The organism is Kosakonia sp. 1610 (genome assembly GCF_050435845.1).
GTDB lineage: Bacteria > Pseudomonadota > Gammaproteobacteria > Enterobacterales > Enterobacteriaceae > Kosakonia > Kosakonia cowanii.
The window spans coordinates 1-12,580 of sequence record NZ_JBNDKZ010000017.1; the positions used below are offsets into that span (position 1 = coordinate 1).

A 12,580-nucleotide genomic window follows, 5' to 3' on the forward strand; every position below is an offset into this window, starting at 1 on the left:
GCGGTGTCGTAACGGGTCTCCTGCGAGAGCACGCCCTGGCTGCGGGAGGTTTCCCGGTGCAGGCGGTCGCGACCGTAAGCCGCCAGCGTGTGCGTCGCCCCACCGTGACGCAGCTGCATCTCCAGCAGGTGCCCGGTGCCGTAGCGAAGGCTGGCCAGCTCGCGCCCGTCCGGGAACCGCGTGCTGCTGAGGTTGCCCAGCGCGTCGTACTCGTACTCAAACTTCCCGCCGTGGTTTTCCTCGCTCACCAGCTCGCCGGCCGCGTTGCGGGTGAAGATGAGCACCGCGTCCCACTCAGGCTCCCGCTCTTCCAGCAGCGCATTGCGCCACTCGGCGCGGGTGGCGCGGCGGATTTCCAGCGACAGCGTGTCGTGGCGGTATTCGGTGCGGTGGTCAGCGGTTTCCCGCGCCGTCAGGCGCCCCAGCACATCATACTCAAACGCGGTGACCAGCGGCGCTTCCTGGCTGCCCGGCAGCGGATGGCGAATCACCTCCGTCACCTGGTCCAGCGCGTCGTGGCGGTACTCCGTCAGGCGGCCCGCGTAATCCCGCAGGCCCGTCAGCCGCCCCGTGGCGTCATACTCAAACCGCCAGCTTTCGCTGTTCGGGTTAATCAGCGTCGTCAGGCGGCCCAGGCGGTCGTAACGCAGGTGCGTGAGATGGCCCGCCGGGTCGGCGGCGCTCACCACCTGCCCGCGGGCGTTGCGCGTGACTTTGCGCTCGCGCAGCCCGTCGTCGTCCTGCCCGCACAGCAGCCCGGCGTTGTCATATTCGTAGTGCGTCTCGCGGCCGTCCGCCCGCCGCCAGGTGCGCAGACGCCCCGCCGCGGTGAGCGTCCAGCGGTCGGTGTTGCCTTCGGCATCCCCGGCGCTCAGCGGTCGTCCCGCCGCGTCGTACAGCCGGTGGCTCTGGTTGCCGGAGCAGTCCTCGTTGCGCACCAGCTGCCCGCGCTCGTTCCACCAGAAACGGTGCGTGTTCTCCAGCGCGTCCGTCTGCTTCACCAGGTCGCCCTGCTCGTTCCACTCAAAGCGCGTCACGCCGCCTTTCGGGTCAGTGAGCGAAACCACGTCGCCGCGCGCGTTGTACTCATACTGCCAGGTGGCACCGTCCGGCAGCACTTCCTTCAGCGGGAACGCGAAAGCCGGGTGCCAGGTGGTGAACGTGCTGTTGCCGAGCGGGTCGCGCACTTCCGTCAGGTTGCCGTGCTCATCGTAGCCGTACACCCAGCGGCTGCCGTCCGGCGTGATGGCCGCCTTCAGCAGTTCGGCGTAGCCCGCCCACTCGTAGCGCCACACGCCGCCGTTGCGGTCGGTGAACTCGGTGATGCGGTAGAGGAAATCCCAGCAATGGCGCGTTGAGAAGCCCGCGTCGCAACTCACTGTCGCGCAGCGTTTCGCCTCGTCGGCATCGATGCGCCAGCGCTCCAGCACGTTATCCTGGTCATCCAGCACCTGATAACTGCACACGCGCCAGTTGGGCGCATCGGCGGCGGGCTGCCACTGATAATGCACGCTGAGGTTAGTGGAGAAGCTGTGCCAGCCCATCATGTCGCTGGCGCGGTCCCAGCCGAAACGGCGCGTGACGATGCCGTCGGCGTCGGTCACGTCGGTTAGCTGGCCGTGTTCGTTATAGCCGTAAGTGACCAGCAGGCGGCGCTCGCCTGTGCAAACCTGATGCACGCTGGCGAGACGGCCATGCTGTTTCTCATAGGCAAGCTCGACATCCAGCGATTCATTGTCACCGGAAATCCGCACCAGTTTGCCGTGCTCGTCCCAGGCGTAGTGCTGACAGTTCTCGTGACGATCGTAGATGCGGAACAGGCGCCATTCGCCGGGGTTCGTCGGGTCGGGCTCGTAGACATGGTATTCACCGCTCGCCATCTGGAGCATCAGCGTGCCGGTCACGGTGTAATAGAGCGTGATACCGTCTTCGAGATAATCCACCACGTCGCCGGGGTTCAGCTCGCCAAAGCCCAGATCGCGACCGGACATATCACGCCAGATAAATGTATTGTCCTCAAGGCGGAAGAAGCGGGTCTCGAACGGCAGCAGCCAGCCGGTGCCGAGCATACCGGTCGCAAGATTACGGCTGTTGTAGATGCGCTGCCAGATAAGCGGAATACGATCTTCGAGCGTGAAATCGCGGTCTTCCTCGCCCGCAAGAATTTTCGCACCGCTGGCGATATCCACCGGGTGCTGCGTGTGGCGCGCTTCACTGCCAACCTTCCCGGCCTGGATCATCCCGAGCGTGGCTAGTCCCATTCCGAGATCGCCGGCGAGCTGACAGCAAAACGCCTTGAGTATCTGGCGGCTGAAAATGGTCTTCAGCAGGCCTTTACTGAGATTGCGAATAATTCCCGGCCCAAGGCTACCGATGGCGTTACCAATAAGCCGCGCCCAGAAATTTTCACCGCTGCGGATATCGCGCACCACAATGCTCTCGCCACCGATGCGCACGCGCGTATTCTCTTTAACTTTTATCTTTGCTTCGCAGGTACTGCGATCGCCGTCACGACAAGCAGGCTGACCGTTGATCAGCACCTTTTTCGAGCCTTCCGCCAGGAAGTTACCGCCAGTAACCGTATGGCCTTTGGTACACTCAACGGTATCCAGCGGCGCTTCTTTAGCAAAAGGGCTGGCCCCCGCCACGACCGGCTGGGTTAAGTTATCCCAGACGCTGCCCGCAAAATTTTTCACTCCCTGCCAGCCACTGCTGGCAATCGCGTTTGCTCCCGCCGCCAGATTATCAACCGGGTGCAGCGTAAACTGCGCCACTTCGAGAATGGTAACGGCCGTGTTTATGGCAAACGCTTTCGCTTTATCGGAAAAGCTCTCTTCCGGGATAGGTGTATTGAGATAATCATGATCGACCGTGCCCGCCGCACGGGCGGCAGGGAGGTCCATGATATGAACGTTGTGCGAGCCACTGGTAATAAGGGCATCCGGTGGTCCACGCCAGCCGAAGAAATCCAGCACGGCATCGACACCCTGGCCGACCATATCGCCTGCTTCCTCCGCGACGCCGCTGGTGAAGACAACGGCAATCAATGCAACGCCCGCGACCGTGCCAAGCCCGGTCGTCATCATTGCCGTACCCGCGGTAAACGCGGCAAGACAGATGGCCCCTTCGACCACACCGCTGACAACGTCGGCGAGCAGAGAGCTATGGATGAGTGGATCCTGATAACGGGCAGCTAACGGTTCGAACACGCTTATGCTCCTTCCCCTGGCATAAACTCCAGACCCGCTTTAATGGATTCCCATAACGCCAGCGCGTCTTCATCAAACAACGCGGTGCGGCTCATGGCCATCACCAGTAGATGATCGTCAAGCATCGTGGTCGCCAGCTGTTCATGAACCGTTACGCCGTGGTTTTCAAAACGCAGGGCGACTTCCTGTGCGGGCCGGCCACCGACCTGGGTGGCCTGCACCTCTCCGCCGGTAAACTTCTTCATGTCGCGTTTGATTTTAGCGACCTGGCTTTTCAGGTACGCCTCTTCGTCGCCAGGCTTCACGTCCCATGCACGGGTCAGCACCAGCGACGCGCCCGCTTTCGGTAGTGACAATATTGTCATGCTGCGATCCTGCACCGCTTCCGGCAGCGTCAGCGTCCCTTCTGATAGCGTATATTTCACGTTGCTCATGCCTGCCCTTCTCCGTCAGGGGTAAAAGTTTTTGCCACTTCGTTCTGAATATCTGCGGGTGTCGGCGCCACGTTTGTCGCTTTGTCCGGATCCTTGAGATTCAGATCGAGCGTACCGCCGGTGTTGATTTGCCCCGTACCGCTGGCATTGATCGCAAACTTGGTACAGTAAAGGTTGACCTGGCCGTTCGAGCCCATCTCCAGCACGGAATCGCCCGTCACCAGACGGATGCCTGTTGAGGAAGAGATAGTCACCGTCCCCTGGCCTTTAATGTCGTACTGGCCGCCGACCAGCTCGTTGCGGGTCATCTGAATCGCGTGCTCGTGTTTTCCTTCCACTTTGCCGGTGTAGTCCTGCTTGATGGAAAGCAACTGCGAACCGCCGACGCTGTGAGTCTCGTCTTTCTTGATGCTTGTATCAAGGTTGCGCTCGGCCTGCAGCCACACCTGCTCGGCACCGGCTTTATCCTCGAAGCGCAGGGCGTTAGCGTTGTCCGGCGAACCGTCCTTCGAGCGGCTTAAAAAACCCATCTGCGTCGCCGCCGCCGGCAGCGACCACGGCGGCATGCTCGCCTCGTTGTATACGCGCCCCGTTATCAGCGGGCGGTCCGGGTCGCCGTTGATGAAGTCCACCACCACTTCGTCACCCACGCGCGGTATCTGTACACCACCGAAGCCCTGGCCCGCCCATGCGCTCGACACGCGCACCCAGCTCGAGCTGGTGTCGTCGCCCTTCGAGAGCCGGTCCCAGTGGAATTTCACCTTCACCCGGCCATATTTGTCCGTCCAGATGCTCTCGCCCTGCGGGCCCACCACCTTCGCCGTCTGTGGGCCGTACGTGCGCGGCCACGGCGTCTTCTGCGCCGGGCGGTACGGCACGTCCGCCGGTATCACCTCAAAATGCGTTTCGTGCACCGTATTGCTGTCCGCCCCGCTCGCGTAGCGGTTCTCCTCGAAGTGGTATTGCGCCGCCGTGGTAAGGTATTCCCCGTTGTCACCGAAGAACGGGGCGTTGCGAAGCACGAACGTGTGCCCCGGCGCGATGCCGAGCGCTGTCGCTGTGCCCCGCGTCTGGCGGTGCTCCACCTGCCATCTCTCCTGGCGGATGCGGGCATAGAACTCACCGTGACCGTGCTCCACAAACCGGCCCGGCCAGTCATAGACGTCAATGCTCCCTGGCTGCGGCGATTTTGGGTTCTGCCGTGCCTGGAAGAGCCACGCGTTCGGCTTGCGGAAGTCGTAGTCGTCGAGGCTGTAGATGCCCGGTGTCACATTATCCTGCAGCGCCCACTGGCTGATGCCCTCTTCATCCGTTGTACCGCCTGATGGCGTCACGTGGTACGGAATAGCCTCGTAGCCGGGAAAAATCTTGTACTGACCGGGGGCATCAGTAAGCACCAGCGTGTGGCGGTCCTGTTCATGGCGGAAGTGATAAGTGATGCCCTCCAGTTCCAGCAAGCGGCTCATGAAGTCCAGGCTACTCTCCTGGTACTGCACGCAGTACTCCCATACTCGGTAGCTGCCCGACAGCCGCTCCTCTACGTTCACCCGGCTCTCGCCGAGCAGCGTCTTAACTATCTGCGGCACCGTCTGCCCCTGGAAGATGCGCAGATTGCGGTCACGCTGCATCGGCCACAGGTCCGGCTCCACCGTCAGCTCGTAGGCCGCATAGCGGGTACCCGACATCTCCACCGCGCTCACCGCAACTCGAGTCACCTTACCGTTGAGGTAACGCGGCGTCATCAGGGCCTGAGTCGGGATGGTCACCGTCACCGGCTGGCCCAACAGCGCGCTGCGGTCGGTACGCGCGTCAGTCCCAAGCAGCGTCAGGGTAAACATGAACGGCTCCGACAGCGACTCGCGCCCGGAAAGCTTCCAGAAAAGTAGCCCCTCGACCGGGAGCTGAACGGTGATTCGGTTGAGCATAACTTCCATCCCTATGTGTCTATGCGCTGCAAACCAGAGCCGGAGACATCCATCTATCACAGCACAGCAGTAAATGACGCATACTTTCACGCTTCCGGCCGCACAGCAGAACAGCAGAAACTCATTGCAGTTTTAGTTAATATCATATTTCAGGACTGAAATTTCATAATATGGCTACCGCCGGCGAAGCCTCAGCAGAGGTTAAGCCCTATCAGAAAATGTCAGGTAGCGAAGCGGCAATAAATGCCATATAAAAACGATGTGCGCGCGCGGGTGTAAATATACCAATAAGAGACTTCTCGGAAAACTACCATTATTCTGAATATACAGATCATTCTGATTCCAGTACGGATAGGTATTTATAGCTGGCATAAATTCCGGAGAACAGCAGGCTATTTTTTTTGGCGGACGTCACTAATAACGCACTGAAATATTCATGAAAGAAAAAGGATTTTCTTTTACTGGCCGCGCTGAGAAAGCGCTTTTATATGAAAGGATAATATTTACTTAAGGGTGGGCTGCCCCCGGTATTAGATACAAAGCTCAGTTATAAATGGACTGACCCCGCCCCGGTAGACGATCCTGCCCTATAGTTTGAGCATAGGAGGAGCGTATGGGCACACCACGATTTACACTTGAATTTAAGGAAGAAGCCGTCCGTCAGATGAGTTGTTCTTCATCCATGCTGCTACATGGCTTGTATTGAGCCAGATACTCGTTATCAAATTCGTTCAGCAGTTTTGGTAACTGCGCTGAGGGCGCAAACATAAAGCCGCCTTTGCTGATATTAACCGCTCTTTCTTGTCCAGCCCACTCGTAGATGTTACCTAACCAGTGGCGATGCCAGCTTTTTAGCATGACTACGCTGAACTGCCCTTCTGGGAACTGTTCTTCAAAAACAGACTGATAGAGTTGTTCTAACAGGACAAGTTCAGCCTCATCCATCTCATCAGAAGTTGCGATCCCCAGCTTGTTAGCCAAAACTTGGTCGCCAGAGCCTTTCTCATACTGACCTTCACTGCTGGATACATGATATCGGCTCATGGAGATGCCCTGTGTTATTAGAGGGATGGAAAAACAGAGGGATTATAACGCTGGATGAGTAAGGCGAAAAATATCAATAAAATCAGATCTTTACAAAAGTGTAGGTTAAAATATAGTTTTTATAATCTGATGGTAAATAACCGTTAATAATCATCATTAACACACCAATGCATCATTGGAGTGTGCGCGTCGAGGTTGTCTGTCGTACTCATCAGTTAGTGATGTCCATCTTCTTGAAAAATAATGAGTCAGTGATGTTTGTTGTTCTCATCGCTTATCACTTTCCTCACCGGAACTCATGAAATTGCATCGCGGTTCATGAAGGCGTAGCGAGCATGATAACGGACTCTGTGGGGCAGGAAAACAAGCGTGCGCGAAGCGGTTATTGAAAGCGACAGGAATGATAAAGCCAGATGATCAGGATAGAACTGATAACGGCGAAAATCGTGGTTTACATTTCTCCTGTGGTACAACCGGAGTTAAGTCTTTTTTCTACCGTTACATAGCCCGCTGAGGGAGAAGCTCCCTCAGGTCAACATTGGCCGCCTGGATTAGTCCTTGGTAGGCAGCAAACGAAGCGTTGCGATTATTAAAAAGCCGTAACCACGCCCAGTCGCTGGATTTTGCGGAAGTGAGCTATTTATTTCATTAAACGGGGGAAGAGTTTAAGCCCGTTGAGATAATTAATTTCTCTTAACTGATCCCCCGTATAGTCTTCATAATTATCCAGCTGATGGGCGAATGAAGTACTGACGGACACAGGCGCATAAGGAAAGTCGCTACCGTAAAGGATATGTCCCGGCTCTGCAAAGGCCAGCAGACTTTTCAACGCGACGTGACTACTGGACAACGCAGTGTCGAAGTAAAACTTTTTCATCTCCCCGAGCATCTCATCTTTGCTGAGCGTAGGGTGCAGGCCGGGTAATAACTCAGCAAATCGATATGAAGCGTAAGGCAAAAATCCTCCTGCATGAGAAAGGATCACGTTGATGTTTTGACAACGCTTCATTACACCTTCTACAACCATATGTATCGCTGTCCGGGTGGTGTCCATCGGATAATCAATTACCGGGCCAGGAATACCTGGTATTGATGCCATCGGTGGTTTGGCCGGGTGGATAAAGACAACAGCAGAACGACGATTTAATTCATCCCATACAGAGCTGAAACGCTCGTCTCCTAAATATATTCCCTGATAGTTAGTCATCAGCACCACACCATCAGCATCTAAATGCTCATAGGCATAATTAATTTCAGACAGCGAGGCATCAATATCCGGCAATGGTAAGGTTATAAAATTACCAAAGCGTCCAGGCATTTTCTGCACCAGATCAGCAGTATATTCATTAACCTTTCTGGCCATATCAATCATGCTCTTACCGTGCCATCCAGTAATACTGGGGGCAGTAAGAGAGAGAATACCTGTAGCGATCTGATTATCGTCCATAAAATTAATAGCATCCTCTGGTGTCCAGACTGGGCTTTTCCATCCGGATGGATCTCCGCCATGTTTAGCCAGCTCACCGGCCCAGAAAGGAGGGACCACGTGCTGATGAACATCAATACGATTTGAACAGGTCATACTATTTACCTTTTACGTCAGGAGGAAAATGAACTGCGTATTGGAATATATTAAGAGTGACATTTTAATCACTCAAATAGATTGATATCATCAAACGATAACTTTAAGTAATCGTTTGGTATGTGGAGAAAAGGCATGGAACTCCGTCACTTACGCTATTACGTTGCGCTGGTCGAAGAGAAACACTTTGGTAAAGCGGCTGAGAGATTGCATATTGTACAGCCTGCATTAACCAAACAAATACAGGCACTTGAAGAACTTATTGGTACCACTTTATTAATCAGGAACAGCCGGCGGCTCTCTTTAACGAAAGCAGGTGAATTGTTTTATCATGAAGCCCTAAAAACGCTAAGGCAGGCTGACTCTGCTGTAGAACTGGCTCAAAGGGCAGGGAAAGGATTGATCGGCGTGATCCGTATCGGCTACGTTGGTAATGCAGCACTTAGCGGCATGTTGTCGCATTATCTCTTTCAATACCGCTTACATTATCCTGATGTGGAAGTTTATTTAGAAGAAATGTCCCCGTGGGAAATTTGTGAAGCCATTCTAAATGAAGAACTTGATATATCATTCGCGACAGATTTTAATAATGATTTGTCTGAGCATTTGGTAGCACAAAAGCTTATGTCATGGCACTGGTTAGTAGGGATGAGAAAAGACCATCCTTTGGCGGCGAATAAATATATTTCACGTGAGCAGCTAAAAGATCAGGCATTTGTCGTATATAGCGACAAAAGAAACGATAGTGTACAAATTAGTATTTTACAACGATTGCTGGGTGCGACTCCTGTAATCTCACATCAGGCTAAAAACACAATAGCCACTCTGACGTTAACTGCTGCAGGATATGGTCTGGCATTATTGCCATGTACATTAGTCAATATGAAAATGGCCGGGATGACATACCGTGAAATACTTGATTTTCCGGACCGAATGACAATGGAACTGTTTTATAGAAAAAATGAATCCAATCCCGTGGTGAATTCATTTTTACGGGTCGCGTCAGATATGGATGTTTCTTTTCTTAATGAGAATTAACAGATTATCTAAATGCTATTAAAGATCCTGTTCTGCAATGCTGATTGTTGAGGAGTAAGGGATCTCGGGAATAAGACCGCATTATTCTGCGCCCTCTCATTTCTAGTTGACCCATTCTGCGTGATGCGGTTCAATATTAATGATCGTTATGAAATAATTTATTGATTAACGGCTGATTAAGGTCGTTTTCTATTGTGACAATCTATAAAAAATTTAGTTATAAAATATGAAATGCGTAATAAATTATTTACGCTTTTATCCTTTCGGGTCGGTAAAAAATAAGTTAACGCTTTACATTGTGTTTATTATGTGATTTTGACTCTTTATTTTCAGTGACTTACGAATTTTTTACAAACGAAAGTCTTCTCTCCGTCACCATTTTTAACTGACACCGACTATTAACGTTAAAAAAAATGAAGAAGCAGATTTATAGTTAGAAATAGCGTTTCAATATTAAATTATCCATAGCTAATGCCTATTGAATGTCACGTTTAGACAGTTTTTAACGATCAATTTATAAACTCTCTTTCCTGTACGCCGATATAACCTGTGCCGTTCTTTCATTCGAATGGTATATCCGCAAACTTACTAAGGGAATAATATGAGAAATGATTCGCACACAGTCAAAACAACAGGCATGAGTATCAGAAATAAAATCATGATCTCTTTTGGCGTATTGTTGTTATTACTTGCTTTAATTTCCGGTAATGCGCTTTATCGTCTCAGTGAAGCAAAAGGGAATATCACCGAGATTGTTACGGAGGTCTACCCGACAACCGCGCTGGCAAACGATCTGATACGCCAGGTTAATAACACCAGTGCTTTACTGCTTAACGCGCTGCTTGAAAAAGATCTGGCAAATAAAAGAAATATGGTTAAACAGCTGACGGATGAATCTCATAAAATAAGCGCATTGTATACCGAGTTGAGCAAAGCAGCGGATGATGAACAATCGCAATTGATGCTTGAGCAAATTAAGCAGGCTCGTGCCACGTATATTCAGTCGCGTAGCAAAGTGATTGAGATTATTGAATCAAATCCCGATGCGGCCATTGATGAGTACAATGCCAGAACGCGCGATTACACGACGCAGTACATCAGCAAAATTAGCGAATTTATTAAGCTGCAACGCAATGAGATGCAGGTTTCCTATGACGATTTCCTGGCTGACTACAGCCAAAGTAAGCTCATCATGTTAATCATCTCGCTTATTAGCCTTGCCTTTGGCGTAACCACCGCAATGGTGATGGCAAAGAATATTGTTAACCCGATTCGCCAGGTCGTGGATGCCGCTCAGCGCATTGCCAGGGGCGATCTCGGCCATGAGATCACTGTCATTTCTAAAGATGAGACCGGGCTGTTAACCAGCGCCATCATCAATATGCAGGAGGAACTGAAAAAGATCGTCGTCGAGATCCGTTCAGGTGCGGAAAACATCGCCACCGGCGCTTCGCAGATCATGGCCGGTACGCGCGATCTCTCGGCGCGTACTGAAGAGCAGGCCAGTTCGGTTGAGCAGACGGCTGCCTCGATGGAGCAGATTTCATCGACGGTTAAAAACACGGGCGACAATACCGCTAACGCCTCGCAGCTCTCCGAAAGGGCAAGCCATGCCGCTAAAGATAATGGCAGGCTGATGACCTCACTCACCGAGGAGATCCATAACATCAGCAGTTCAGCCGATAAGATGTCAGACATCATCAACCTGATTGACTCGATTGCCTTCCAGACCAATATCCTCGCGCTTAATGCCGCTGTGGAAGCGGCCCGCGCTGGCGAACATGGCAAAGGATTCGCCGTCGTGGCGCAGGAAGTGCGTAACCTCGCGCAAAAAACGGCGAATTCATCAAAAGATATCCGCACGCTGATAGAGAACTCGACGCAGCAGAGCAACCGCGGGCTGGAGATGGTGCGTCAGGTAAACAGTAAGATGGATGAAATGGTGCTGAACGTTGATAACGTTTCGGAAATTTTAAAAGAGATCGAGCGTGCAAGCCTCGAACAGAGCGACGGCGTTCAGCAAATCAACATTGCTATCGGGCAGATTGATACCACCACTCAGCAAAACGCCTCGCTGGTTGAAGAGTCCGTTGCTGCCTCAGAGATGCTTAATGAGCAGGCGCGAGTGATGAAAGATCTGGTCAGCGTCTTCAAACTGGAACGCACGGCCAGTTGAGTCAGCGGCGATTGTGACGCAAGGGAGTTTCACTCTCTTACACTTGAAAACATTTAATAGTTACTCTGTAAAACTTATAGAAACTGAATGATGTATGGTTTCACTTTGACCGTGATGTGTATTTGCCGTTCCCTCCCCAAGGAACGGCTTTTTTTTGCCTGCTCTTTTTGATCTGCACCCTCCTGGTTTGCATCCATCCAGGCAACAGACATTGGCAGTTTGTCGTGACCAGAAGTGATATCATTCGCTCACTCATTACTAAGGCGTTCTGTTCCAAAAGCGATCTTTTGCAGGCTAATGAAAGTGCGCATTTAGGGGACGTTATGGATCTTCATAAAAAAGAGTTTGTTCTCTGCGTCATTAATAATGAGTCACTACGGTAAGGGAAGATCATGGAATGTGATCAGCCACCGCTATCGCTTATATAGAAATCAGGAGAGCAAAATGATCCCTTACGATAAAGAAATAAAATCAAAAGCAGATTCTCTGGCTTTTCTTACGTTATACAACCAGGATCTCAAATCATGTCCAGAAGAGTGGGCTAACCGGGATCTTCCCTCTTTTTTGGATGCGCTACAGGGGTGGGTCGAAGACATGGAACAGTATTATATCAATACGAAACAAGAGGTTCCGTTAGACATAAACTGGAAGGTTCTCTACGATATGCTTATGGCTGCCAGGGTATATGAATAGGTACTGATTTTGTGTGTGTTTGGTTGATATCGACGGGGGAAGGAGCATGAGTGATAATTTTGGATATATGGAGTATGATTTTTCAAGGCTTAATAAAATCAAAACATTAGAACCAAAGGAAGCAAAAGAGAATTTCCTCCGGCATTATCATGTTATGAAAAATTATAAATATAAATGTACCCTTCACTTTACCGATGTGAATAAAGTACTCATACATGAAAAATATCTTGTGATGAATAATGAGCCTCGTCGTAAAGGTAAAGTTATTTTTTTTACTGGTAATGTTGTAGTCACTCATAAAGAAGATTTACTGGCATGGATTGCTGAGCAGATAAAGCGGCATGACCTTATTATTCCTTTATTGATTATCCCTGTCGTTGAAAATCCTCATCCTGACTACATTCTGGCAACCCAGGAAGACCCTGTCTTCGAATTTTTAGTGCCTATTGAATAATGTCAGATTTTATAATTATAAATTG

General features: G+C 51.5%; 8 protein-coding genes and 1 pseudogene. 4 read left to right on the forward strand and 5 right to left on the reverse strand.

Features of this window, described 5'->3' with window-relative positions; genetic code table 11:
- The 5 genes and pseudogenes from ABIC80_RS23645 to ABIC80_RS23665 all read right to left on the reverse strand — a co-directional run.
- The coding region (locus ABIC80_RS23645; protein WP_429178768.1) for a DUF6531 domain-containing protein at positions 1-3,209 on the reverse strand (3,209 nt) is incomplete at its 3' end.
- 2 nt (positions 3,210-3,211) lie between these two features.
- Positions 3,212-3,643 (reverse strand): DcrB-related protein, encoded by a 432-nt coding sequence (locus ABIC80_RS23650; protein WP_128482842.1) that lies wholly within the window; start codon positions 3,641-3,643, stop codon positions 3,212-3,214.
- Complete coding sequence (locus ABIC80_RS23655; RefSeq protein WP_429178770.1) at positions 3,640-5,568, reverse strand: type VI secretion system Vgr family protein; 1,929 nt, start codon at positions 5,566-5,568, stop codon at positions 3,640-3,642. Before ABIC80_RS23655 ends, ABIC80_RS23650 begins: the two co-directional genes overlap by 4 nt.
- A 663-nt stretch (positions 5,569-6,231) precedes the next feature.
- Positions 6,232-6,612 (reverse strand): annotated as a pseudogene (locus ABIC80_RS23660) (Fic/DOC family protein); the annotation flags it as partial.
- 640 nt (positions 6,613-7,252) lie between these two features.
- Positions 7,253-8,194, reverse strand: coding sequence for an amidohydrolase family protein (locus tag ABIC80_RS23665; RefSeq protein WP_429178772.1), 942 nt, complete (start codon positions 8,192-8,194; stop codon positions 7,253-7,255).
- A 135-nt stretch (positions 8,195-8,329) separates the two neighbouring features.
- Here ABIC80_RS23665 and ABIC80_RS23670 point away from each other — a divergent pair, with 135 nt between their 5' ends.
- The 4 genes from ABIC80_RS23670 to ABIC80_RS23685 all read left to right on the forward strand — a co-directional run bounded on the left by ABIC80_RS23670 (position 8,330) and on the right by ABIC80_RS23685 (position 12,555).
- On the forward strand, positions 8,330-9,232 hold the full coding sequence (locus tag ABIC80_RS23670) for a LysR family transcriptional regulator (protein WP_429178774.1): 903 nt from the start codon (positions 8,330-8,332) through the stop codon (positions 9,230-9,232).
- Positions 9,233-9,869: 637 nt separating this feature from the next.
- Positions 9,870-11,408, forward strand: a complete 1,539-nt coding sequence (locus tag ABIC80_RS23675) for a methyl-accepting chemotaxis protein (RefSeq protein WP_429178776.1) — start codon at positions 9,870-9,872, stop codon at positions 11,406-11,408.
- Positions 11,409-11,852: 444 nt separating this feature from the next.
- A complete protein-coding gene (locus ABIC80_RS23680; RefSeq protein ID WP_429178778.1) occupies positions 11,853-12,101 on the forward strand; it encodes a DUF7660 family protein in 249 nt (82 codons plus the stop codon).
- A gap of 46 nt (positions 12,102-12,147) precedes the next feature.
- Positions 12,148-12,555, forward strand: a complete 408-nt coding sequence (locus ABIC80_RS23685) for a hypothetical protein (RefSeq protein WP_429178780.1) — start codon at positions 12,148-12,150, stop codon at positions 12,553-12,555.
- Positions 12,556-12,580: the final 25 nt, after the last annotated feature.